At 68.9% G+C, this 24173-nt stretch carries 22 protein-coding genes and 3 pseudogenes; 10 read left to right on the forward strand and 15 right to left on the reverse strand.

The window, feature by feature from the left end; translation table 11 throughout:
* The first annotated feature begins 339 nt into the window (after window positions 1-339).
* The gene (locus PGN16_RS10420) at window positions 340-1521 is read left to right on the forward strand and encodes a retropepsin-like aspartic protease (protein ID WP_335309328.1); all 1182 of its coding nucleotides are present in this window, start codon (window positions 340-342) and stop codon (window positions 1519-1521) included.
* Between the two features lie 74 nt (window positions 1522-1595).
* Window positions 1596-1835, forward strand: coding sequence for a DUF6894 family protein (locus tag PGN16_RS10425; protein ID WP_335309329.1), 240 nt, complete (start codon window positions 1596-1598; stop codon window positions 1833-1835).
* A 15-nt stretch (window positions 1836-1850) separates the two neighbouring features.
* Here the strand turns inward: PGN16_RS10425 and PGN16_RS10430 are convergent, their stop codons facing one another.
* Window positions 1851-2054, reverse strand: coding sequence for a hypothetical protein (locus tag PGN16_RS10430; protein WP_335309330.1), 204 nt, complete (start codon window positions 2052-2054; stop codon window positions 1851-1853).
* A gap of 137 nt (window positions 2055-2191) precedes the next feature.
* Complete coding sequence (locus tag PGN16_RS10435; protein WP_335309331.1) at window positions 2192-2386, reverse strand: hypothetical protein; 195 nt, start codon at window positions 2384-2386, stop codon at window positions 2192-2194.
* 47 nt (window positions 2387-2433) lie between these two features.
* Between PGN16_RS10435 and PGN16_RS10440 the strand changes: the two genes are divergently transcribed.
* Complete coding sequence (locus tag PGN16_RS10440; RefSeq protein WP_335309332.1) at window positions 2434-3222, forward strand: class I SAM-dependent methyltransferase; 789 nt, start codon at window positions 2434-2436, stop codon at window positions 3220-3222.
* A 148-nt stretch (window positions 3223-3370) separates the two neighbouring features.
* On the opposite strand, the gene phaR is transcribed toward PGN16_RS10440, so the two are convergent.
* Window positions 3371-3919 (reverse strand): polyhydroxyalkanoate synthesis repressor PhaR, encoded by a 549-nt coding sequence (gene phaR, locus PGN16_RS10445; protein WP_335309333.1) that lies wholly within the window; start codon window positions 3917-3919, stop codon window positions 3371-3373.
* A gap of 101 nt (window positions 3920-4020) precedes the next feature.
* On the opposite strand from phaR, the pseudogene PGN16_RS20230 reads away from it, so the two are divergent.
* Window positions 4021-5014, forward strand: a pseudogene (locus PGN16_RS20230) (alpha/beta hydrolase).
* Here the strand turns inward: PGN16_RS20230 and alr are convergent.
* The gene (alr, locus tag PGN16_RS10460) at window positions 5015-6061 is read right to left on the reverse strand and encodes an alanine racemase (RefSeq protein WP_335309337.1); all 1047 of its coding nucleotides are present in this window, start codon (window positions 6059-6061) and stop codon (window positions 5015-5017) included. It lies immediately after the preceding pseudogene.
* Between the two features lie 193 nt (window positions 6062-6254).
* On the opposite strand from alr, the gene PGN16_RS10465 reads away from it, so the two are divergent.
* Genes PGN16_RS10465 through PGN16_RS10475 form a run of 3 tightly spaced genes read left to right on the forward strand, consistent with a single transcriptional unit; the run spans window position 6255 to window position 8418 of the window.
* Window positions 6255-7382, forward strand: a complete 1128-nt coding sequence (locus PGN16_RS10465) for a bifunctional 2-C-methyl-D-erythritol 4-phosphate cytidylyltransferase/2-C-methyl-D-erythritol 2,4-cyclodiphosphate synthase (protein WP_335309339.1) — start codon at window positions 6255-6257, stop codon at window positions 7380-7382.
* On the forward strand, window positions 7379-7909 hold the full coding sequence (locus tag PGN16_RS10470) for a hypothetical protein (RefSeq protein WP_335309340.1): 531 nt from the start codon (window positions 7379-7381) through the stop codon (window positions 7907-7909). Before PGN16_RS10465 ends, PGN16_RS10470 begins: the two co-directional genes overlap by 4 nt.
* A complete protein-coding gene (locus tag PGN16_RS10475) occupies window positions 7906-8418 on the forward strand; it encodes a CinA family protein (RefSeq protein ID WP_184035638.1) in 513 nt (170 codons plus the stop codon). Before PGN16_RS10470 ends, PGN16_RS10475 begins: the two co-directional genes overlap by 4 nt.
* On the opposite strand, the gene PGN16_RS10480 is transcribed toward PGN16_RS10475, so the two are convergent.
* Together PGN16_RS10480 and lipA are read right to left on the reverse strand one after the other, a co-directional pair.
* Window positions 8370-8840, reverse strand: a complete 471-nt coding sequence (locus tag PGN16_RS10480; protein WP_335309341.1) for a type II toxin-antitoxin system RatA family toxin — start codon at window positions 8838-8840, stop codon at window positions 8370-8372. The two genes, PGN16_RS10475 and PGN16_RS10480, sit on opposite strands and share 49 nt — an antisense overlap.
* Window positions 8833-9762: a lipoyl synthase gene (gene lipA, locus PGN16_RS10485; RefSeq protein ID WP_335309342.1), complete on the reverse strand. Its 930-nt coding sequence runs from the start codon at window positions 9760-9762 to the stop codon at window positions 8833-8835. Before lipA ends, PGN16_RS10480 begins: the two co-directional genes overlap by 8 nt.
* Window positions 9763-9814: 52 nt before the next feature.
* Between lipA and PGN16_RS10490 the strand changes: the two genes are divergently transcribed.
* Window positions 9815-10444 carry a carbonic anhydrase gene (locus PGN16_RS10490; protein ID WP_335309343.1) on the forward strand — a complete coding sequence of 210 codons (630 nt, stop codon included), beginning with the start codon at window positions 9815-9817 and terminating at the stop codon, window positions 10442-10444.
* A gap of 341 nt (window positions 10445-10785) precedes the next feature.
* Here the strand turns inward: PGN16_RS10490 and aspS are convergent, their stop codons facing one another.
* The gene (gene aspS / locus PGN16_RS10495) at window positions 10786-12603 is read right to left on the reverse strand and encodes an aspartate--tRNA ligase (protein WP_335309344.1); all 1818 of its coding nucleotides are present in this window, start codon (window positions 12601-12603) and stop codon (window positions 10786-10788) included.
* Window positions 12604-12728: 125 nt separating this feature from the next.
* Here aspS and rnd point away from each other — a divergent pair, with 125 nt between their 5' ends.
* Window positions 12729-13904 (forward strand): ribonuclease D, encoded by a 1176-nt coding sequence (gene rnd, locus PGN16_RS10500; RefSeq protein ID WP_335309345.1) that lies wholly within the window; start codon window positions 12729-12731, stop codon window positions 13902-13904.
* A complete protein-coding gene (locus tag PGN16_RS10505; protein WP_335309346.1) occupies window positions 13901-14191 on the forward strand; it encodes an I78 family peptidase inhibitor in 291 nt (96 codons plus the stop codon). Before rnd ends, PGN16_RS10505 begins: the two co-directional genes overlap by 4 nt.
* A 106-nt stretch (window positions 14192-14297) precedes the next feature.
* Here PGN16_RS10505 and PGN16_RS10510 read toward each other — a convergent pair whose 3' ends face one another.
* From PGN16_RS10510 to PGN16_RS10540, 8 genes and pseudogenes are all read right to left on the reverse strand, one after another.
* Window positions 14298-15974, reverse strand: a complete 1677-nt coding sequence (locus PGN16_RS10510) for a hypothetical protein (protein ID WP_335309347.1) — start codon at window positions 15972-15974, stop codon at window positions 14298-14300.
* 16 nt (window positions 15975-15990) lie between these two features.
* Window positions 15991-17064, reverse strand: coding sequence for a protein-glutamate methylesterase/protein-glutamine glutaminase (locus PGN16_RS10515; protein ID WP_335309348.1), 1074 nt, complete (start codon window positions 17062-17064; stop codon window positions 15991-15993).
* Complete coding sequence (locus PGN16_RS10520; protein ID WP_335309349.1) at window positions 17061-17921, reverse strand: CheR family methyltransferase; 861 nt, start codon at window positions 17919-17921, stop codon at window positions 17061-17063. Before PGN16_RS10520 ends, PGN16_RS10515 begins: the two co-directional genes overlap by 4 nt.
* A 19-nt stretch (window positions 17922-17940) precedes the next feature.
* Window positions 17941-18438 carry a chemotaxis protein CheW gene (locus tag PGN16_RS10525; protein WP_335309350.1) on the reverse strand — a complete coding sequence of 166 codons (498 nt, stop codon included), beginning with the start codon at window positions 18436-18438 and terminating at the stop codon, window positions 17941-17943.
* Window positions 18435-19490: pseudogene (locus PGN16_RS20235) on the reverse strand (methyl-accepting chemotaxis protein); the annotation flags it as partial. The pseudogene PGN16_RS20235 and the gene PGN16_RS10525, both read right to left, overlap by 4 nt.
* Before the next feature lie 102 nt (window positions 19491-19592).
* Window positions 19593-20114: pseudogene (locus PGN16_RS20240) on the reverse strand (MCP four helix bundle domain-containing protein); the annotation flags it as partial.
* Window positions 20115-20288: 174 nt separating this feature from the next.
* The gene (locus tag PGN16_RS10535; RefSeq protein WP_335309352.1) at window positions 20289-22085 is read right to left on the reverse strand and encodes a methyl-accepting chemotaxis protein; all 1797 of its coding nucleotides are present in this window, start codon (window positions 22083-22085) and stop codon (window positions 20289-20291) included.
* Window positions 22086-22254: 169 nt separating this feature from the next.
* Entirely contained in the window at window positions 22255-24171 is a 1917-nt protein-coding gene (locus PGN16_RS10540; RefSeq protein ID WP_335309353.1) for a methyl-accepting chemotaxis protein, read from the reverse strand.
* Window positions 24172-24173: the final 2 nt, after the last annotated feature.

Here is a 24173-nt window from a genome sequence, read left to right on the forward strand (position 1 = left end):
CGGGGCCCCGCTTCTTCCTCGCGCGCGGAGTAAGAAGCGGGATCCCGGATCAAGTCCGGGATGACCGGATTACTTGCTCCCGCCCCCGTCATTCCCGCGCAGGCGAGACCTCTGCGAAAGTGCGGAGCATATCCTTCGTAAGCCGTTCCCCGGCGCAGGCCGGGGTCCAGTTGGGAAGGTGTTTCGGTTAGTTACAAGCCTCCCCCAACTGAGCCCCGGCCTTCGCCGGGGAACAGAAAACGGGTTTCGCAGAGGTCTCGCGCAGGCGGGAAAGACGTTCCCAGGCAGCAACGCCTACCCGCCCCGTGACACGCCCGCCCGATCCGCTACACCGACCGCGTGCCGCTCCTTTCAATCCTCGCCGTCGCGCTCGCCGCCGCGCCGCTGCCCGAACCGCGTGCGGCATGGGTCGGGCGATCGACGCTCGCCGCCGATGCGGAAGGCCGCTGGATCCCGTTCGACCTGACCCCCGGCAACCAGATCCGCTTCACCATGGCCGTCGACGGCCGGCCGGTGACCGCGATCCTCGACACCGGCGTCAGCTATTCCGTCCTCGCCCGCCGCTTCGCCGAAGCGTATCGCCTTCCGGTCCGCGCCGAAGGTCGCGCGACCGTGATCGGCGGCAGCGTCGCGATCGGCCGGGTCGAGACGCGCACGGTCGCGATCGGCGCGGTGACACGGCGCGGCGGCAGCCTGGCGGTCGCCGACCTGCCCGCCGCCGCGACCGGCAGCGCGCTGGCGGTCGACCTGCTCGTCGGGCGCGATCTCACCGCACCCTATGCGCTCGACATCGACTATCAGGCGCGCCGTTTCCGCCTGCTGCGCAGCGGCACCCGCCCGTTCGCCGGAGTCACCGCGCCGCTGTCGATCGCGCCCGAGCGGATGGTCTATGTCAGCGCGATCGGCGCGGCGGGCGCGACGCTGGCGCCGATGGTGGTCGATACTGGCGACGGCTCGGCGATCACGCTCGGCCCGGCGGCGTGGGCGACCGCGCGCGCTGCGGCGGGGCCGGTGACCACCACCGTCTCGTTCGGGCTCGCCGGTGCGGTGGTCAGCGACATGGCGATCGTGCCCGCGCTGCGGATCGGCGACGCGATCGCGCGCGATGTCGAGGTTCGCGTCGAGTCGGCCGGTGGCTTCTCCGACACGATCGGGGTCGCGGGGCGGATCGGCTCGGGGTTCCTCCAGCGCTATCGCGTGCTGCTCGACCCCGCCGCGGGGCATATGCTGCTCGGCACCACGAACGAGACGGACAAGCCGACGCTGCGTTCGACCAGCGGCCTGCTGCTGGCGCTGACCGGCGACCGGTTGCGGGTCCTCCACGTCATGCGGGGCAGTCCGGCCGCGGCGACGGGGTGGCAGAAAGGCGACACGATCTGCGCGGTCGACGGCACGCGCATCGGTCCGGGTTATGCGCGCAGCGCGCTGGCGAGCTGGCCTGCGGGGCCGGTGGGGCGCACCATCACGCTCGACGATTGCGCCGGCGCGCGGCGCACGCTTTCCTTGCGACGCTTCTACTGATCGGCCTTACTCGCCGACGGCACTACCGGCGGCATCGACCGTTGAGCACGAACATGATGCCGAAAAGGAGTCGGATGCCGCAGTTCACCATCATCTTCGCCGGCCGCGAATCGGAGCGCATCACCATCGAGTGCGCGGACCTGATCACTGCCCGCAACGACGCGGTGCAGCGGCTCGGCCGCTATCTCGCCGATCACCCCGGCTATGCGGAGGAAGGCCATTGGCGGGTCACGGTTCAGGACGATATGGGCCGCGCCGCCGCCACGGTGATCGTGGCGACCGTCACACCACGCAATTCCGGTCTGGCCGGCTGAACCGGCGCGGCGCGGTCAGCGCCGCCCACCCTCGTCGGCGCGTGGTTCGCTCATCCGCTGCTGCCCGCGCGCTCGTGCCGCGCTTCGCACCAGTTCCTCGCTCAGCCGCATCGCCGCCTCGGCGGTCAGATTATAGCTCGCGCCGCAGCGGGAGAGCACGGTCACCACACCATCGTCGGCAGTGACGTTCGGCGCCATCGTACATAAATCGGTCTTCATGCTGCACCTGTCGTGACGGGTGAAGGCGTCCGAACCTATCCGATGACGACGTCCTGCAGAAAGGAGGTAACCGTCGAGGCATGGGCCTTCGATCCCGGGAAAAACCCGGCGCAGGCGCAGTGGTTCCCGCTGCCGCATCAGGCCTTTAGCGCGACCCACCCGGCGATCGCGGCGACGACCAGCGCGATCACCTGCACCAACGTCCAGTCCACCCATCCCACCGCATCGGGGTTTACGCGTCGCCGCCGACGATGTTCGCGCCACCCGGCCAGCACCGCAACGCCGACCGCCGTCGCCGCGATCGCGCATAGCAGCCCTTGCGCATCGCTCATCGCGGCGTCAGCCTCCACGTCATCCAAATGTGGAGAGGTTTTCGTCCATGCATCGCCTTGCCCCCGTTCTGTTGCTCGCGGTTCCCGCCGCACTCAGCGCCGCGCCGCGCCCGCCCGCACCGATCGCCGCCGCGGTGGCGGCGCCGACGCGCACCCCCGCCAATATCGCGCGCGACCGTTATCGCCACCCTGCCGAGACGCTCGCCTTCTTCGGGGTGAAGCCGACCGACACCGTGGTCGAGGCTTGGCCGGGCGGCGGCTGGTACACCGAAATTCTGGCACCGGTCACCGCCGCACGCGGACGCTACTATGTCGCCGGGCCGTGGGAAAAGGGGCTGAACGGGGTGCGCGGGCTCCAGAGCAAGGACGCCGCGACCTATGGCAAGGTCCAGCTCGCCGCGCTGCCCGCGCAGGCCGGTCAGCCGACCGTGCCCGATGGCAGCGCCGATGTCGTGCTCACCTTCCGCAACGTCCACAACTGGCGGTTCGGCGGCGAGGATCGGGCGCGGCAGATGTTCGCGGCGATGTACCGGATGCTGAAGCCCGGCGGGACGCTCGGCGTCGTCGAGCATCGCCTGCCCGAAGCACGCGACTCCGCCGCCGAGGAGAAGAGCGGGTATATGAAGCCGAGCAGCGTGATCGGCTTCGCGACCGCGGCCGGGTTCAGGCTGGCCGGCAAATCGGAGGTCAACGCCAATCCGAAGGACACTGCCGACTGGCCGGGCGGTGTCTGGACGCTGCCGCCCAGCTATGCGCTCAAGAATGTTGACCGCGCCAAATATGCCGCGATCGGCGAAAGCGACCGGATGACGCTCAAGTTCGTCAAGCCGAAGTGAGCGTTGATCCAGCGGTTCCTTAGTTCGTCGCCCCGGACTTGATCCGGGGCCCCGCTTCTCCCAGCCCACTGACGTAAGAAGCGGGATCCCGGATCAGGTCCGGGATGACGGCGCTGGACAGGGTAGATCGAAACCGCGGAGGCAAGGCTCACTCCCCGAGCTTGTCGACCTTGTCACGCAGCTGCGCCAGCTCGGCCTTGAGCGCCGCAATCTCGCCGTCCTTGCCGCTCGCGGCCACCGGTGCCGGCGCGACCGGCGGTTTGAACGCCTGCGCCGCCGCCTCGAACATCTCCAGGTTGCGCTTGGCGATTTCGGCGAACGGCGACCCTGCGAACGCTCCCTCGACCGCGGTCTTGAACTGCGCCTGATTGCGGCGGAAGCTGTCCATCGACGCGTCGAGATAATCGGGCACCATCGCCTGCATCGAATCGCCATACAGCGCGATCAACTGGCGCAGGAAATTGACCGGCAGCATCGTCTGCCCGCGGCTTTCCGCCTCCATGATGATCTGCGTCAGGACGTTGTGCGTGATGTCCTCGTCGGTCTTGGCGTCCACGACCTTGAACTCACGACCTTCGCGCGTCATCGCCGCGAGATGTTCCAGCGTGATGTAGGAGGAGCTTTCGGTATTGTAGAGCCGGCGGTTGGCGTACTTCTTGATGACGACCACCCCGTCGGTACCATGCTGCTTCTTCATCGCGCGAGATCCCCGTGACCGAACCCATTCGCGGTATTGCACAAAATGTGGCGCTGCAACACGGTCAATACGGTCCGCGTCCACTGCCGCTGTTCCTGGACATGCTGCGCCGCGAGACTGCAACATCGCCGCAACGCGCCGCCGCCGCGCTCGCCGGATTGCGTCGCTATCAGGAAGCCCCGCGCAAGCGCCGCAGGCTCCCGCCGGTTCGTTATCGTTGCGGCGCGGCGCGCCTGCGCGATGGCGCGCGCAACAGCGATGGTATGCCGGTGGTGCTGGTGCCGTCGCTCATCAACCCGCCTTACGTTCTCGATCTCGCGCCCGGTCGCTCGCTGGTTCGGCATCTGGCGACAGCGGGCTTTCATCCGTGGCTGGTCGACTGGGGAATGCCGCGCGCGCAGGATGCGGGGCTCGATCTGGCGGCGCATGTGACGCGGCGATTGCTGCCCTTGCTCTCGCGACTCGACCGGCCGCCGCTGCTGGTCGGCTATTGTCTCGGCGGCACGCTCGCGATCGCGGCGGCAGCGGCGCTCGCGCCGGGCACGATCGCGGGGGGTCGCGACGATCGCGGCGCCGTGGCATTTCGCCGGCTATGGCGACGAGGCGCGCGTCGCGCTCGCGACATTGTGGGAACAGGTGGCCCCCGGCGCAAAGGCGCTGGGCGTGCTGCCGATGGAGGTGCTGCAGACCGCCTTCTGGCAACTCGATCCCGCACGGACGATCGGTAAATATGCCGCCTTCGCGGCGATGCCGGCCGCCAAGGCCGCGGATTTCGTGCTGCTCGAGGATTGGGCGAACGGCGGTTCCCCGCTCACCTATGCGGCGGGCGCGGACCTGTTTGAGACGTTGCTCGCCGATGACCGGCCGGGGCGCGGCATGTGGCGCGTCGGTGATGCGGCGGTCGATCCGCTTCGCCTGCCCTGCCCCGCGATCGAGTTCGTGTCGCTGACCGATCGAATCACCCCGGCGGCGACTGCGATCGGCTTGCCTGCGCGTCACGATCTCGCGCTCGGGCATGTGGGCATGATGGTCGGCGGCCGTGCGAAACCGATGCTGTGGGACCCGCTGACCGATTGGCTCCGCGCGCCGGGCTGATCAGGACCAGACGCGCTCGAACCGATTACCCAGCCCGGTCAGCAGCTCATACTGGCTGACGCCGCTCGCTCCCGCGACATGCACCAGATCGTCGTCGAACCGCACCCAGTCGCCCTCGCGCACCGTCGCCGCGCGCGCGTCGAGCGCCACCAGGTCCATCGACACGCGCCCGATCACCGGCAGCGCCGCGTCGCCCGCGAACGCGCAGCCCCGGCTGGACAGCGCGCGGCGATAGCCGTCGGCATAGCCGAGGTTGACGATCGCGACCGGCAGATCGACCTCCGCGCGCCACGTCGCATTGTAACCGACGGTATCGCCCGCGCGCACCGTCCGGCATTGCAGCACCTCGGCCGCGATGGTCGCGACCGGGCAGATCGCGGACGCCAGACCCGCGACCGGCACCCCGCCATAAAGTGCGAGGCCGGGGCGGGTGACGTCGAAATGATACCCCGCGCCCAGCGCGATCCCCGCCGAATTTGCGAGGCTCATCCGCCGCGCCCCGGTCCGCCCCGCGAGCGCCGCGAAGCGGGCGCGCTGCACCTCGTTGAGCGCATGGCCGGGTTCGTCGGCGCAGGCGAGGTGACTCATCAGCGTATCGATCGCCAATCCGTCGAGCAGCCCCCCCGCGATGTCCGTCTCCGACACCCCCAGCCGGTTCATGCCCGTGTCGACCATCACGTCGCACACCTGCCCCGGTGCGACGATCCGCCACCGCGCCACCTGTGCGGCGGTGCTCAGCACGGGGCGGACGCCGGGCAGGTCGGGCAATGGCAGGTCCGCCTCGCGCAATCCGTGGAGCACGGCGATCGTCGCGTCGCGACCGACGATCAGGTCGGCGATCGCCCGCGCCTCCGCCCAGGTCGCGACGAACAGGTCGCGGCACCCCGCATCCAGCAGCCGCGGCACCACCTCGCGCGCGCCCAGCCCATAGCCATCGGCCTTCACCGCCGCCCCGCACGCCGCCGCCCCGCTCAACCGCGCCAGCGCACGCCAGTTGGCGACCAACGCGTCGGAGGAAAGATACAGGCGGTGCGGGCGGTGCGACATGCACAGCCGGTTAGCGCCTCCGCGAACGGCGCGCCACCGTTGCGAAACTGTGGATAACTTCGTGGATAGCGCGGGGGTAACTACTGGATAACCATGGGACAGACGGCGCAAAACCTGTGGAAGGGTTCGGGCATAGCGCATGACGAACGAAGGCGACGTGACGCGCCCGTCAGGACGGGCTAGGGGCGCGGGGATGACCACGGTCGCTCTTATCGTCGCCGCCGGCACCGGCTCCCGCAGCGGCAGCACGCTCCCCAAGCAGTTCGCGCCGATCGCCGGCCGTGCGATGCTGGCCTGGAGCCACGACGCGCTCGCCGCGCATCCTGCGATCGACCGCGTGCTGGTCGTCGTCGCGCCCGGACAGGAGCCGCTGCTGCGCGCCGCGTTGCCCGATGCCGCATGGGTGACGGGCGGCGCGGAGCGGCGCGACAGCGTCGCGGCCGGGCTCGCCGCGCTCGGCGATGCGACCCGCGTGCTGGTGCATGACGCCGCGCGGCCGTTCGTGCCCGCGGCGGTGGTCGATCGGCTGCTCGCCGCGCTCGACGATGCCGAGGGCGCGATCCCGGTGCTGCCGGTCGCCGACACATTGGTCGCGACCGACAGCGCGACCGTCGCGCGCGACACGCTGCGCCGCGTCCAGACCCCGCAGGCGTTCCGCGTCGACGCGCTCGCCGCCGCTCATGCCGCATGGGACGGACCGGTCGCCACCGACGACGCGCAGATGGTGCGTGCGCTGGGCAAAAGCGTCGCGATGGTCGAAGGCGATACGATGCTCGACAAGATCACCTACCCCGCCGATTTTGCGGTCGCCGAGGCGCGCGTCGCGACCGAGACGCGCTCGGCGAGCGGCTTCGACGTCCACCGGCTGGAGGATGGCGAGGAATTGTGGCTCGGCGGCGTGCTGATCCCGCATCATCAGGGCCTGTCGGGGCATAGCGACGCCGATGTCGCGCTCCATGCGATCACCGACGCCGTGCTCGGCACGATCGCGGCCGGCGACATCGGGACGCACTTTCCGCCGAGTGATCCGCAATGGCGCGGCGCCGAGTCGGGGCAGTTCCTCGCGCACGCACGCTCGCTGGTCGAGGCGCGCGGCGGGCGGATCACGTTCGTCGACCTGACATTGATGTGCGAGGCGCCCAAGATTGGGCCGCATCGCGCGGCGATGCAGGCACGGATCGCGGAACTTCTGGGGCTCTCGACCGATCGGGTGAGCGTGAAGGCGACCACCACCGAGCGACTGGGGTTCACGGGCCGTGGCGAGGGCATCGCGGCACAGGCGGTTGCGACTGTCGAGCTGCCGCGCGGAGGTCGGGCATGAAGCGCGTCGCGGGGCTGATCGCACTGGTCGCGATGCTGGCGGCGCCCGCCGCCGCGGCGCAGACGCCGTGCCTGAGCACCACCGACGCCGAGTCGATCGCGCTGGTGGCGATGCCCGAGATCATCCGCGATGCCGGTCGCGTCTGCGCGGCGCTGCCCGCGACCAGCCTGCTCAAGCGGCAGAACGGCGAGTTTCTCGCCAAATACGACCGCGAGGCCGATCGTGCGTGGCCGGCGGCGCGCACCGCGATTGCGAAGCTCAGCGATCCGGCGGTGGAACTGCTGCTGCTCAGCGACTATGCGCGCCCGATGCTGACATCGCTTTTCGCGCCGCAGATCACCGGGCGCATCCAGGCCGGCGACTGCCCGACGCTCGACCGGCTGGTCACGCTGCTCGAGCCGCTGCCGGCGCGCAACACCGCCGGGATCGTGGTCGCGACGCTGCAATATCTGAAGTCCGAAAAGAACAAGGGGAAGCGTACCGACATCCCCGATCTGCCGGTGTGCCCGGCGGGGGCCACGCGATGAACGACATCACCTTGCCGCAGGAACTGGTCGACGCCGCGCGCCGCGTGGTGGAGGCGAATCGCGCCGCCGGACGCCGTGTCGCGGTCGCCGAAAGCTGCACGGGCGGGCTGGTCGCCGCCGCACTGACCGAGATCCCCGGCTCGTCCGACGTGGTCGAGGCCGGGTTCGTGACCTATTCCAACTCCGCCAAGCAGAAGCTGCTCAACGTCAGCGGCGACGTGCTCGACACGTTCGGTGCGGTGTCGATCGCGGTGGCGTGGAGCATGGCGCAGGGCGCGCTCGCCAAGTCCGACGCCGATGTCGCGGTCGCGATCACCGGGGTCGCGGGCCCGGGCGGCGGTAGCGAGAAGAAGCCCGTCGGCACCGTAGTCTTCGCGCGTGCCGAGCGTGGCGGCGATCCCGCGGACGTGATCGCCGACAAGCGCTTCTTCGGCGACCTCGGCCGTGGCGGGGTGCGGCTTCAGGCGGCGCTGTGCGCGCTGGAGCTGCTGCTGCCCGACGCGCCGTAGAGCTTGGCGGCGCGTTCCTCGAACGCGCCGATCATCCGGCGCAGCGCGACGCCGAACACTTGGCCCGCCAGCATCTCGAACATCCGGTTCTTGAACGCGAAATCCACCGAGAAATCGACGAGGCACCCGCCCTCGCCATCCGCGCGGAAGCGCCAGTCATTGTTGAGATACTTGAGCGGGCCCTCGATATATTCGACGCGGATCGTCTCCGGCTGCTGCTTGGTCACCTTGGAGGTGAACGTCTCGCGCAGGCCCTTGAACCCGACGATCATGTCGGCGAGCGTCTCTTCCGGCGTGTCCTTGCGGACGCGCATCGCGCTGACCCACGGCAGGAATTCCGGGTAGCGCCGCACGTCCGCGACCAGGTCGAACATCTGCTCCGGCGTGTAAGGGAGCCGCCGCGTCTCGCTATGCTTAGGCATTCGGCCGCTGGGCCAGCTTCGCGTCGCGCGCCGCCTTCATCTTCGCGAAATCGTCGCCGGCGTGATAGCTCGACCGCGTCAGCGGCGACGAGGCGACCAGCAGGAAGCCCTTGGCGCGACCGATCGCGGCATAGGCGTCGAACGCCGCCGGGGTGACGAAATCGGCGACCTTGGCGTGGCGCGGCGTCGGCTGGAGATACTGCCCCATCGTCAGGAAATCGATGTCGGCGGAGCGCATGTCGTCCATCACCTGATGAACTTCCAGCCGTTCCTCGCCCAATCCCAGCATGATGCCGGACTTGGTGAAGATGGATGGGTCAAGTTTCTTGACGCTTTCAAGCAATCGGAGCGACGCATAATAACGCGCACCGGGCCGGATGGTCGGATACAGCCGCGGCACGGTTTCCAGATTGTGATTATATACGTCCGGACGTGCGGCAACGATTGCCTCGACCGCCGCCTCATGCTTGTTGCGGAAGTCGGGGGTCAGAATTTCGATCGTGGTATTTGGATTGGTGCGACGAATGGCCTCGATGACCCTCACGAACTGCTTCGCACCGCCATCGGGCAGATCGTCGCGATCCACCGAGGTCACGACGATATGCGCCAACCCCATCTGCGCCGCCGCATCGGCGACGTTCTGCGGTTCCATCGGATCGACCGCGCGCGGCATCCCCGTCTTCACGTTGCAGAAGGCGCAGGCGCGCGTGCACGTATCGCCGAGGATCATGACGGTGGCGTGCTTCTTGGTCCAGCACTCCCCGATGTTCGGGCAGGCGGCCTCTTCGCACACCGTCGTCAGGCTCTTCGAACGCATCAGCGCGCGAGTCGCGGCGAAGCCTTCGCTGGTCGGGGCTTTCACCCGAATCCAGTCGGGCTTGCGTTGCCGCTGGGGAGCCGGGAGCGGGGTCATGTCGTTCATGGGCAGCAGATAGCGTTTACTTCCACCCGAAACAACGAAGGGCTTTTACCGCATGAGAAAGTTCCACGACCTGATCGAGGGCTATTACCGCTTCCGCGGCAACGAATGGATCGAGGAGCGCGAGAGCTGGAGCAAGCTGGCCGAGGGTCAGGAGCCCAAGGTGATGGTGATCGCCTGCTCCGACAGCCGCGTCGACCCGGCGACGATCTTCGGCACGGTGCCCGGCGAGGTGTTCGTGGTGCGCAACGTCGCCAACCTCGTCCCGCCGTTCGATCCGTCGGGCGGTCTGCACGGCGTGTCGGCGGCGCTGGAATTCGCGGTCACGGTGCTGAAGGTCGACGAGATCCTGGTGCTGGGCCATGGCCAGTGCGGCGGCGTCAAGGCGTCGCTGTCGGGCGCGCTGCGCGATGCCAAGCCGGGTGAAGGCGGGTTCGTCGCCGAGTGGATCAAGCTGCTCGACGAAGCGCGCGAGAAGGTGATCGCCGAGCATGGCGACGGCCCCGAGGGCCAGACCGCGCTGGAGCGCGAGGGCGTCAAGGTGTCGATCAAGAACCTCAAGACCTTCCCGTTCGTGAAGGAGCGGCTGGAGGACGGATCGCTGACGCTGCACGGCGCGGTGTTCGCGATCAAGGACGGCAAGCTGAACGTGCTGCAGGAAGACGGGCATTACGAAGCCGCGTAAGCGTTCGTGATGTGCGGCGGCCGCTTCGCGCCCTTTCCGGGCGCGGGGCGGCCTTTTCCGTTTGCGGGTCGAGTGGCCTAGCCACAACCACCGTCGCCCCTGCGAAGGCAGGGGCCTATCTCTGTAGAGTGGGCGAGCGCGGGCGCGGACACACAGGCCGGGCGTGTGTCCGCGCTGTACCACGGGACGAAACAGACATGGGCCCCTGCCTGCGCAGGGGCGACGGTGGATGTGTGAGGGTCCTCCACCTAACCGTCGCCCCGGACCTGATCCGGGGCCCCGCTCCTTTTTCGCGACCGGTCTAGGAGCGGGATCCCGGGTCAAGCCCGGGATGACACGCGTCACCCCGCGTGCGGGCTGACCGTCGCCGCAGCGTCCTTCTTCGGCGCCTCCGCGGTCACCCGCACGCTCAACTCGCGCAACTGCTTCGCCGAGGCGGGCGACGGCGCGCCCATCAGCAGGTCCTCGGCGCGCTGGTTCATCGGGAACAGCGACACCTCGCGCAGATTCTGCGCATCGCACACCAGCATCACGATCCGGTCGACGCCCGCCGCCATCCCGCCGTGCGGCGGCGCGCCATACTGGAACGCGCGGTAGAGACCGCCGAACCGCTCCTCGACGTCGGCCTTCGACAGCCCGACCAACTCGAACGCCTTGACCATCAGCTCGGGCGACTGGTTGCGGATCGAGCCCGAGGCGATCTCATAGCCGTTGCAGACCAGATCGTACTGATAGGCCTTGATCGTCAGCGGGTCCTGCCCGCCCAGCGCATCCATCCCGCCCTGCGGCATCGAGAAGGGGTTGTGCGCGAACTCGACCTTCTTCTCGTCCTCGTCATATTCGTAGAAGGGGAAGTCGACGATCCAGCACAGCCGGAACGCGCCCTGCTCGATCAGCCCGAGCTGGTCGGCGACGCGGGTGCGCGCCAGACCGGCCAGCTTGGCGGCCTGCTCGGGCTTGCCCGCGGCGAAGAACAGCCCGTCGTCCGGCCCCAGCCCGAGCGCGGCGTACAGCGCCTCCATCCCCTCGGTGCCGTGGTTCTTGGCGATCGGGCCGCCGAACTCGCCGCCCTTGCGCGTGACATAGCCGAGCCCGGCATGGCCCTCGCTGCGCGCCCAGTCGTTCATCTCGTCGAAGAACTTGCGGCTCTTCTCGGCGGTGCCCGGCGCCGGGATCGCGCGCACGACGCCGCCCGACCCGACGATCCGCTCGAACAGCCCGAAGCCCGAGGTCGTGAAATGCTCAGACACGTCGGTGATGAGCAGCGGGTTGCGCAGGTCGGGCTTGTCGCTGCCGTACTTCAGCATCGCCTCGTCATAAGGGATGCGCGGAAACTGGCCGATCGGCGTGACGGTGCGGCCGTCGGCGAACTTCTCGAAGATGCCGCCGATCACCGGCTCCATCGTCTCCCACACCTCTTCCTGCGTGACGAAGCTCATCTCGAGGTCGAGCTGGTAGAATTCGCCCGGCAGGCGGTCGGCGCGCGGGTCCTCGTCGCGGAAGCACGGCGCGATCTGGAAATAGCGGTCAAAGCCGGCGACCATCAGCAATTGCTTGTACTGCTGCGGCGCCTGCGGGAGCGCGTAGAACTTGCCCGGATGGATGCGGCTCGGCACCAGGAAGTCGCGCGCGCCCTCCGGCGACGAGGCGGTGAGGATCGGGGTCGAATATTCGGTGAAGCCGGCATCCTCCATGCGGCGGCGCATGTCGGAGATCACCTTGGTGCGGCGGACGATATTGGCGTGCAGCGTCTCGCGGCGCAGGTCGAGGAAGCGGTAGCGCAGGCGGATGTCCTCGGGATAGTCCTGCTCGCCGGCCACCGGCATCGGCAGCTCCTCGGCGGCCGACAGCACGGTCGCGGCGCGGGCATAGACCTCGATCTCGCCGGTCGCGAGGTTCGGGTTCACGGTGCCTTCGCTGCGGCGCTTCACGTTGCCGTCGATCGTCACCACCGACTCGACGCGCACCGCGTCGAGGATCGCCAGCGCGGGCGAGTCGCTGTCGGCGACGATCTGCGTGATCCCGTAATGGTCGCGCAGGTCGACGAACAGCACGCCGCCGTGATCGCGCTTGCGATGCACCCAGCCGGAGAGGCGGACGGTGTCGCCGGCCTGATCGGCGGACAGCGCGGCGCAATGGTGGGTGCGATAGGCGTGCATGAAAAATCTCTGACCTATGGGCGACCGCGCGGGGCGCGGCACGGCCACGTTTTTGACCGGGGTCGCCCTCCCCTTTCGGAACCCACTTTGTCAAGGCGCGTGCACGGGTCTATGGACGGGCGCTTATGCACGTCCATCCGCTCATCACCGACAGCGCAACGCTCGCCAATCTCTGTGCCCGCCTTGCCGATGCCCCGTTCGTCACCGTCGACACCGAGTTCATGCGCGAGAGCACCTATTATCCGGAGCTCTGCCTGATCCAGATCGCCGATACCGAGGAGGCCGCGGCGATCGACCCGATGGCGCCGGGGCTCGATCTCGCGCCGCTGCTCGACCTGCTGGTCGACAATGAGGAGGTGCTGAAGGTCTTCCACGCCGGCGGGCAGGACATCGAGATCATCTACAATCTCACCGGGCGGACCCCGCATCCGCTGTTCGACACGCAGGTCGCGGCGATGGCGCTGGGTCAGGGCGAGCAGATCGGTTACTCGAACTTGGTCGACAGCTGGCTGGGCGTGCAGATCGACAAGGGCGCGCGCTTCACCGACTGGGCGCGCCGCCCACTCGACGCGCGGCAGATCGAATATGCGATCGGCGACGTGACGCATCTGTCGCGCATCTTCCCGAAGATGCTGGAGCGATTGAAGAAGACCGGGCGCGGCGCGTGGCTCGACCAGGAAATGGAGCGGCTCGCCGATCCCGCCAATTACGCCAACGACCCCGATGTCGCATGGAAGCGCGTGCGCGTGTCGAGCCGCAAGCCCGAGGTGCTCGGGCGGCTGAAGGCGATCGCCCGCTGGCGCGAGCTCGAGGCGCAGGCCAAGGACCTGCCGCGCGGGCGGATCGTCAAGGACGAGACGATCGCCGATCTCGCCGGCCACCCGCCGCGCAAGCAGGCCGATCTCGCCAAGGTGCGCGGGCTGTCGCAGACCTGGGCAGGCAACGACATCGGCGCGCGGTTGATGGCCGCGATCGACGCCGCCCGCCCGCTGTCCGAGGACGAAATGCCGCCCCGCGAGGATCGCAAGCCCGGGCTGGGCAAGGAAGGCGCTTTGGTCGCCGACCTGCTCAAGCTGCTGCTCAAGATCCGCGCGCGCGACATCGACGTCGCGCCGCGGCTGCTCGCGCGCGGCGACGAGCTGGAATTGCTCGCCGCCGGCCAGCGACAGGGGCTGCAGATCCTGCAGGGCTGGCGCTTCGACCAGTTCGGACAGGACGCGCTCGATCTGGTCGAGGGGCGGCTGGGCTTCGCGGTGCAGGACGGGCGGCTGAAGATGACGCGGACGGAGGCGGCGGCATGACGCGGTTGATCGGAGTGCTCGCGCTGCTGACGCTCGGCGCATGTGCGAAGCCTGCCGCGCCGATCGCAGAGACCACCGCGCCCGGCGTGCAGTGCGACGCCAATGCGGTGCAGTCGCTCGTCGGGCGCATGGCCGCCGACGTGACCGCCGAGGCGCAGAAGCGCAGCGGCGCGCGCTCGGTACGCAGCTATCGCAGCGGCGACGCGGTGACGATGGACTTCCGCCCCGACCGGCTGAACGTCGAGCGCGACGCGACCGGCAAGGTGGTGAAGTTCACCTGCGGTTGATGCCGCGGTCGCCCCGGACGTGATCCGGAACGAAGAGCGACGGGCGCGCTCCCCTCGATCGGGCAGACCGCCGTCATTGCGAGCGTAACGCTCGCCATGACGTCAATCAGAACAGCCCGTCGTCGTCATCGTCGAACGCCGCAGCGGCCGGTGCCGCAGGCTGCTCCATGCCGGGCAGCAGGAAGGCGGCGTGGATCTCACGCTCGGACGCCATCGTGTAGAGCCCGGCCGCCCAGGGGAGCAGCCGCCGCAGCACCTCCTCGTCCGCCTCGGTCAATTCGGTCGCCGCTGCCTGCCGGTTGAGCACCACCGCACCGACGTCGAGCTGATCGGCGAACCCCTGTTCGTGCTGCAGGGCGCCGACATCCTGCTGGAGCGTCGCGATGATCCGCCGCGCCTCGTCCCCGCCATTCGACATCGCGTGGTCGGAGGTTTCGCAGGCGCTGCGCACGACCGCCAGCGCATCGTCGAGCGCCCCGGTCGACCCGCCCGCGCCATCGCTGCCTTCGGGCCGCAGGTCGAGCATCCCCAGCGATTGCACGACGCGCTCGATATCGCTGCTCAGTCGGGTCAGCCGCGTCGCGCACGGATTCACCTCGGTGGCGATCACCGCCACTGCGCGGCCGATCACGCCATGCCGGCGGCATAGCAGCCGGGTGTTGGTGGAGATGTCCTGCACGTCCATCGCGATACGCTGGATGCGGCCCAGCCCGCGCGACAGATCGGCGATCGTGTTGGCGACGAACGCGGTCAGCCCCTCGAGCTGACGATCCGCCTCGGTCAGCCGGCCGGTGACATGGCCAAGCCCGGCGATGCCGCTCTGCAGCTTGTTGAGCGCCTCGCTCTCCTCGCCCTGTGCCTGCGCGGCGACGATCTTCATCAACCCCTCGGCGAGCGGACCGAGTTGCGCCAGCGAGCCGACCAGCGCCCCCATCTCGCGCCGGAAGTCTTCTGCGATCCCCGCCATCTGCGCCGCGACCAGCCGCGACAGATGCGCGCCCGCGCCCGGTGCCTCCGGCTCCGCCTGCGCGGCGCGGAGGATCGCGATGCAATGTTCGACGCGCTGGCGCACGCTGTCGCCGACCTGGATCGCGCCCAGGATGCGCGCCACCTCGGCCTGCACCTGCTGCATGATCGCGCGCACGTCACGCGCCATCTTCGCGGTCGATTCGAGATGCCGTTCCAGCACGTCGGCATTGCCGGACAATTCGCCGGGCACCGTCGCGGGCACCTTGCGGCATTCGTCGGCGAGCAGGTCGTCGGCTTCCTTCACGTCGCGTACCACGGTGCCGAAACTGGCCAGCTCCTGCTCGAACTGCTTCAGCTCGCGCCGCCCGCTGTCCAGCTTGCCCTCCATGCCGGTCGCGAACTGCACGAACGACATCTCGCCCGACGAGGCGATCTTGATGTTCATGCCGTAGATGCTGAGCGTCCGCAGCAGCTCCGCAACGTCGGACAGCAACTCGCGCAGCTCGCGCGTGCGCAGCGTCAGCGCCCCGATCTGCCCGGCGCGCTGGCGGCGTTGCTGCGGCAGCGTGCCGAGCCTCTGCGCGGCCTGACGCAGCTTGTCGACCGCCGCCCCTGCCACCTCGGGCGACAGGGCGCGCTGCACCTCGTCCAGCCCGGTCGCCATCCGGTCGACGGTGTTGATCGTCGACGCCAGCGTCTCGCCCACCGCGCGGAACCGCGATTCCAGATCGCCGATCAGCAGGTCCAGATCGTCGGCCAGTCCGCCCAGCGGCAACGCCGTCGCGGTCGCCGGATCGATAGTGCGCAGCAGCATCTTGTCTCCTTTCCTCTCAGCGCGCCGTGGCGGACAGCAGCTCGCGCGCGATCCGGCCCAGCGGCACGACCTTGTCCGCGGCACCGCGCGCGATCGCTTCCTTGGGCATCCCGAAGACGATCGACGTCTCTTCGTCCTGCGCGAAGGTGCGCGCGCCGGCGGTCTTCATCTCCAGCAGCCCGCGTGCGCCGTCGTCGCCCATCCCGGTCATGATGATGCCGACCGCGTTCGACCCGGCGTTGCGCGCCGCCGAACGGAACAGCACGTCCACCGACGGGCGATGCCGCGACACCAGCGGGCCTTCCTTGACCGACACGACGTAACGCGCGCCCTGCCGCTCCAGCATCGTGTGGCGCAGCCCGCCCGGCGCGATCAGCGCGCGGCCGCGCATCACCGTGTCGCCGTCCTCGGCCTCCTTGACGTCGATCTGGCACAGCCCGTCGAGCCGCCGCGCGAAGGCGCGCGTGAAGCTCTCCGGCATGTGCTGGACGATCACGATGCCCGGCGAGTTGGCGGGCAGTTCCTCCAGCACCTCGCGCAGCGCCTCGGTCCCGCCGGTCGACGCACCGATGCACACCACCATTTCGGTGGTCTTGCTCATCGCGCGCCCGGTCGGCGGCGGCAGCACCGCATCGGCGGACAGTTTCTGCTGCGGCGCCTTCGACGGGGTCGCGCGCCGCCCGGTCACACGGGCACGCGCCGCGCCCTTGACGGTCTCGCGAATCATCAGATGCGCTTCGGCGAGATGGTCGGCGACCCCGACGCGCGGCTTAAGGATCACGTCGACCGCGCCGGCTTCCAGCGCCTGGAGCAACGTCTCCGACCCTTCCTCGACCAGCGAGGAGCACATCACCACCGGCACCGGGCATTGCGCCATCAACCGCCGCAGGAAGGTGATGCCGTCCATGCGCGGCATCTCGACGTCCAGCGTGATGACGTCGGGCACCTCGGCCTGCATGTGCCGCGCGGCCGCGAACGGATCGGCGGCGGCGGCGATCACCTCGATCTGCGGATCGGCGGACAGGATCGCGGTCATCGCCTGGCGCACGCTGGCACTGTCGTCGATCACAAGGACGCGGATCTTCTTCATGGCCGCCAGATCTTCTTGAACACGGTGTTGGCCACCGGCGTGAGGGGGAGCGAGAAGCCCGCGACCGATTCCGAATGACCCAGGAACAGCAGGCCGTCCGGGCGCAGGCACGCCGCCAACCGCCGCACCACCTGCTCCTGCGTGGGCTTGTCGAAATAGATCAGGACGTTGCGACAGAAGATGATGTCCATCGGCTCGCCGACCGGATAGGATTCGTCCATCAGGTTGAGCTGCGCGAAGCCGATCGCGCTGCGCAATTCGGGGACGATCCGCACATCCTCGCGGTCCCGCTCGCGCGGACGCAGCACGTAGCGCTGGCGCAACGCGGCCGGCACCGGGTCGACCATCGCCGCCGGGTAAATGCCGCGCCGCGCCGTCGCCAGCACCTCGGTATCCAGGTCGGTCGCCAGGATGCCATATTCGGGGCCGCGCCGATCACGGGCATAGGCGTCGAGCACCATCGCCAGCGTGTAGGGCTCCGCGCCCGTCGAGCACGCCGCGCTCCACACCCGCAACCGCCGCCGGCCCTCGGCCTGCATCTGCGGCAGCGCGACGCCTTGCAGATAGTCGAAGTGCTTGGGCTCGCGAAAGAAATCGGTCTTGTTGGTGGTGACCGCGTTCAGCAGGTGCTGGCGTTCGTTGTCGAGATTGTCGTCCTGGAAGACCCAGGCGCAATATTCGCCGAGGCTGTCGAGCCCGGTCGCACGCACGCGCCGCCGCAACCGCCCTTCGATCATCGTCAGCTTGGCCGGCGGCAGGCGAATGCCCGCCTGCGCGTAGATGTAGCGCGCGATCTGGTCGAAGTCGCACTTCGACAGCGAATCTTCGACCGGTGCGGCCCGAGCCGGTGCGTTCATGTCCCGCTCCCGCCGCTCGTCAAGCCGCCAGCGTGCCGGGGGCGGATCCCCCCAGCAGGCCGGCGTCGTCGCCCGCGAAGATCCGCGGCAGATCGAGCAAGGCGACGAACCCGTCCTCGCGCCGCAGGATCGCCTCGACGTGGCCCGAGCGCCAGCGCCCGCCCAGATCGGGCGAGGGCTCCACCGCATCCCCGCCGAAGCGGCTGACGTCGAGCACGCGGTCGACCACCAGCCCGACGACCAGCGGCGCGGCGCCGGCGACCGGCGCCTCCACCACCAGCACGCGCGTCGCCAGCGTCGTCTCCGCGGCGGCCATGCCCAGCCGCACGCGCAGGTCGATCATCGGCACCGACGTGCCGCGCACGTCGGTCAGGCCCAGCAGCCAGGCCGGCGCATCGGGCATCCGGAACGCCGGGCGATGGTCGAGGATCTCGCGCACCTCGGTCACGGGCAGCGCGAAGCGCTCCGCCCCCAATCCGAAGACGACGACTTGCAATTCCGTTCCAGGAGCGATCATGCTGCACGTCCAAACTCGGCGTCTTCGCCGTCCGGTCCGCCGGTGGTCAGATCGAGCGCAAAGCCGCGGACCCGGGCCTGTTGCTCGGCGACCGAGCCGCCGCGCACGGCGGGCTTGGTCTTCTTGGCGGCCGGCGCGGCGCTGCGCGCTGCCGGACGCGGGGTGTGACGCGCGGGCTTGCGACCGTCGTCGACACGGAAGAAGGCGATGCTTTCCTGCAGTTCCTCGGCCTGGCTGGCGAGTTCTTCGGAGGTGGAGGAAATCTGCTCGGACGCCGAGGCGTTCTGCTGCGTCACCTTGTCGAGCTGCTGGATCGCCTCGTTGATCTGGCTCGCACCGATGTCCTGCTCGCGGCACGCCGCGCTGATCTCGGACACCAGCTCGGCGGTCCGGCGGATGTCGGGCACCAGCTTGGTCAGCATCTCGCCGGCCTGCGCCGCCGCCGTCACCGTCTCCGACGACATGCCGCTGATCTCGCCCGCCGCGGTCTGGCTGCGCTCGGCCAGCTTGCGCACCTCGGCGGCGACCACCGCGAAGCCACGCCCATGCTCGCCGGCACGCGCCGCCTCGACCGCCGCGTTCAGCGCCAGCAGATCGGTCTGGCGCGCGATTTCCTGCACGATGCCGATCTTCTCGGCGATCGTCCGCATCGCGGTGACCGCCTTCTCGACCGCCTGACCGCTCAGCTCGGCATCCTGCGACGACTGGCGCGCGATCTTCTCGGTCTGCGTCGCATTGTCGGCGTTCTGCTTGATGTTCGCCGCCATCTGCTCCATCGACGCCGACGCCTCTTCGGCCGCCGCCGCCTGCTCGGTCGCGCCCTGGCTCACCTGCTCCGACGACGACGACAGCTGCTGGCTGCCCGCCGCGACGTTCTGCGCCGCCAGCGTGGTCTGCCCGATCGTCTCGCGCAGCCGCAGCGTCATGCGGTTGACGGTGTCGACCAGGTCCTTGATCTCGTCGTTGCTGCGCACCGCGACTTCCACCGACAGGTCGCCATCGGCCACCGCGGACACCGCCTCGCTGACCTGCCGCAGCCCCTTCGACACCAGCCGCGCGATCCACAGCGCGCCACCGATCGCAATCAACAGCGCGATCACCGCCGTCGTCAGCAACGTGGTGCGCGCACTGGCATAGAGCGTCGCGGCTTCGGCATTGGCCTTCGTCAACTGCCCCTGCGTGATCGCCGTCAGCTGGCCCAGCGTCTCGCCCAGACGCGAAGCGATCGCGCGACCCTCGACCATCGACAGCGCCGCCGCCTCATCGTTGCGGCCAGCCATCGCCAGCTCCCGGGCCCGCCCGCTCACCGCGCGATAGCCATCCCATTCCTCCAGGCTCTTCTTCCAGACCGGGCGTCCCTGCTCGGTGGCGATCTTCAGTCCGCCCTCGAGGCTTTCGCGCACCTTGCGGTCATATTCGACGAACTTGGCGTCATAGTCGCGCTTCAGCGCAGCATCCGACGTCATCATCATGTTCTTTTCGTTGCGGATGGCGCGCCCGATATCGCCGTCGGCGGTCAGCGACAGCTGAATGCGCCGGGCCGGGCCGTCCACGATCTGGGCGATCATGTCGTTCAGCACGCCGATCTTCGACACACCCACCCCGACGACGAGGCACAGCAGCAGGATGATCGCCGTAAACGTCCCGGCCAATTTCATCTTAATCGTGGCGCGCATAGCAAGTCCTTTCCTCGCACGGTGGTGCGTTCAACGCGGCCGCCGCAGCGGTTTACCTTCTTCGCTTACCTCGACAGAAATGAAGGAACGGTTCAGGCGCATTTAGATAATGCAGTAGGTTAAGAGGATTTCAGCCGACGATGGCGGGGCGGATGTGCCGCCCCGCCGGCCGCATCAGGCCGCCCGACCGAAGTCGGCGTCCTCGCCGTCCGGGCCGCCGGTGCTCAGGTCGAGCGCGAAGCCGCGCACCCGCGCCTGTTGCTCGGCGACCGAGCCGCCGCGCGCGACGGGCTTGGCCTTCTTGGCCGGCGCGGTCGTGGCGGGCGCCGTGCTACGGGCCTTGGCGCGCACCGGCTTGCGACCGCTGTCGACGCGGAAGAAGGCGATGCTTTCCTGCAGTTCCTCGGCCTGGCTGGCGAGTTCCTCGGAGGTGGAGGAAATCTGCTCGGACGCCGAGGCGTTCTGCTGCGTCACCTTGTCGAGCTGCTGGATCGCCTCGTTGATCTGCGAGGCACCGATGTCCTGCTCGCGGCACGCCGCGCTGATCTCGGACACCAGCTCGGCGGTCCGGCGGATGTCGGGCACCAGCTTGGTCAGCATCTCGCCGGCCTGTGCCGCCGCCGTCACCGTCTCCGACGACATGCCGCTGATCTCGCCCGCCGCGGTCTGGCTGCGCTCGGCCAGCTTGCGCACCTCGGCGGCAACCACCGCGAACCCGCGCCCATGCTCGCCCGCACGCGCCGCCTCGACCGCCGCGTTCAGCGCCAAGAGGTCGGTCTGGCGCGCGATTTCCTGCACGATCCCGATCTTCTCGGCGATCGTCCGCATCGCATTGACCGCCTTCTCGACCGCCTGACCGCTCAGCTCCGCATCCTGCGACGACTGGCGCGCGATCTTCTCGGTCTGCGTCGCATTGTCGGCGTTCTGCTTGATGTTCGCCGCCATCTGCTCCATCGACGCCGACGCCTCTTCGGCCGCCGCCGCCTGCTCGGTCGCCCCCTGGCTCACCTGCTCCGACGACGACGACAGCTGCTGGCTGCCCGCCGCGACGTTCTGCGCCGCCAGCGTGGCGTCACCGACCACCCCGCGCAACCGGTCGACCATCGTGACCAGCGCATGACCCAGCTTGTCCTTGTCCGACAGCGGCTGGTGATCGACGGTCAGGTCGCCGCCCGCGATCGCATCGGCCAGCGCCGCGCTCTTGCGCAGGTTCGCGGTCATGCGGTTGACGGTATCGACCAGATCCTTGATCTCGTCGTTGGTGGTGACGACGACGTCCTGATCGAGATCGCCGATCGACACCGCCTCCACCGCGACGCCGATGCGCTTCAGCCCGCGCGACACCACCAGCGAGATCCAGACGGCGCCCGCCACCGCGATCAGGAAGGCGATGACGCCCGCGGTGATCATGATGGTGCGGCTTTCGGCGTAAAGCTGGTTGGTGGCTTCGTCGGCGTCCTTCATCGCCGCGCGCTGGAAGTCGCTGAGCTTGGCGATGTCGGCGTTGAAGCGGACGTTGAGCGGCGCCTGCTTGTCGTTCGACAGCTTGGCGGCCTCTTCGTTCTGGTTGGCCATGCCAAGGTCGCGCACCCGATCGAAGACCGGCTTCAGCTCGGTCCAGTCGTGGCCCACCGCTTCCCAGAACGGCTTGCTCTCGGGGCTGGCGGCGGCGATGCCCTGCTGGATCGTGCGATCAAGCTCGTTCTCGCCGGAGACGACCTTGTCGTAATACAGCTTCATCGTCGCCGCATCGGTGTTGAGCGCGAGCGACTGCTGGTCGGCGAGCGACTGGCTTTGCAGCGTGTCGACCGACTGCGCGAGCGACAGGGTGCGTGCGGGGCCCGCGATCACGTCGCTGATGGCGCTGTTGAGAGTGCTCATCTTCGAGACGCCGACGCCGATGACCACAGCCAGCAAAACCACGAGGACCGCGAAGGTCGCTCCCAGCTTCATCTTGATCGTTGCGCGCATGATTTCCTCCAAAGCGTTGGTGACACACGCATCGTCCCCGCTTCCCAGGAACATACGCGCGGTGGGATGCCGATCCGCGTTCGCATGGGCGAACGGACCGGCGGTCAGCTACTCAACCGCCCGACACCGCGGTTGTCAGTGGCGGGGCCACGAAGGCCCCGCCGGAACATCATGCCGCGCGACCGAAATCGGCGTCTTCGCCGTCCGGCCCGCCGGTGCTCAGGTCGAGCGCGAAGCCACGCGCACGCGCCTGCTGGTCGGCAACGGTCGCGCCACCGCGCATTGCGGGCTTGGCCTTCTTCATCGGCTTGGCGGCGACGCCGCGCGACGGCTTGCGAACGGCGATCGTCGCCTTCGGCTCATTGGTGCGGAAGAAGGCGATATTGGCCTCCAGCTCCTCGGCCTGCCCGGCAAGCTCCTCGGACGTCGAGGAGATCTGCGACGACGCCGAGGCGTTCTGCTGCGTCACCTTGTCGAGCTGCTGGATCGCCTCGTTGATCTGGCTGGCACCGATGTCCTGCTCACGGCACGCCGCGCTGATCTCCGACACCAGCTCGGCGGTCCGGCGGATGTCGGGCACCAGCTTGGTCAGCATCTCGCCGGCCTGCGCCGCCGCCGTCACCGTCTCCGACGACATGCCGCTGATCTCGCCCGCCGCGGTCTGGCTGCGCTCGGCCAGCTTGCGCACCTCGGCGGCGACCACCGCGAAGCCACGCCCATGCTCGCCGGCACGCGCCGCCTCGACCGCCGCGTTCAGCGCCAAGAGGTCGGTCTGTCGCGCGATTTCCTGCACGATCCCGATCCGCTCGGCGATCGTGCGCATCGCGGTGACGGCCTTCTGCACCGCCTGCCCGCTCTGCTCGGCATCCTGCGACGACTGGCGCGCGATCTTCTCGGTCTGCGCGGCGTTGTCGGCATTCTGTTTGATGTTGGCGGCCATCTGCTCCATCGACGCCGACGCTTCCTCGGCCGCCGCCGCCTGCTCGGTCGCGCCTTCGCTGACCTGCTCGGCGGTGCTCGACAGCTGCTGGCTGCCCGCGGCGACCTGCGCCGAGGCGGCGGCGACCTCGCCCGCGAACTTCGACAGATTGTCGACCAGCGTGTTGATCGCGGCCTTCATCCGCTCATGATCGCCCTCGCACGCGATCTCGACGCGCTGCGTCAGGTCGCCGCCGCTAACCAGGCCCAATACGCGATTACCCTCGGCGATCGGCAGCAGGATCGCATCGAGCATCCCGTTGATCCCGCCGACCAGCTTGCCGAAATCGCCCGGGAAGCGCGTCACGTCGCCACGCTCGCTGAGCTGCCCGGCGGTCGACGCGTCGATCAGCCGGCGGATTTCGCCGATGATCTCGCGGAAATTGCCGCGCAGTTCCTCGATCGTGTCGTTGATGAACGCCTTCTTGCCGGGGAAGCGCTCCAGCGGGGCGTCGAAATTGCCCTCACCGAACTGCTTGATGCACGCCATCGCCTGCTTCTTCACCGCGATATGGCCGCTGACCATCGTGTTGATGCCCTGCGCCATTACCGCGAAGTCGCCCTGGAACTTGGCGACGGGCACGAACACGTCGATGTCGCCGCGGTCGTGCTCGGCGGACATGGTGTTCATCTCCGCGATCAGCCCCTTCAGGCTGGCGCGCAGCCCCTCGACGGTGTCGTTGATGAACGCCTTCTTGCCCGGGAAGGTCTCCAGCGGCGCGTCGAACCGCCCCTCGCCCAGCGCCTTCACGCACGCCAGCGCCGCCTTCTTGACCGCGATGTGCGACCCGACGAGCGCGTTGATGCCGGCCGCGGCCTGGCCGATGTCGCCACGGAACGCCGCGGCGGGAATGACCGTGTCGATGTCGCCCGCGGCATGTTCCGCCGACATCCGGTCGATCGCCTCGCGCAGCCGAAGCGACGGGTTCAGCGCCTCGTCGAGCAGGTCGTTGACGACCACCAATATCTCCCGCGCCTCGCCGCTCGCCTCGTCCAGCCTGGCGCGGCGGGACAGGTCACCCTCGCCAAGTGCGCGGGACAGCTGGCGAAGCTCCGCCAGCGCATGGTCGGGACGAGCGGTTTTCTTGAACGCAGGGAGCAACGACATGG

The sequence above is a fragment of the Sphingomonas phyllosphaerae genome (assembly GCF_036946485.1).
GTDB lineage: Bacteria > Pseudomonadota > Alphaproteobacteria > Sphingomonadales > Sphingomonadaceae > Sphingomonas > Sphingomonas phyllosphaerae_E.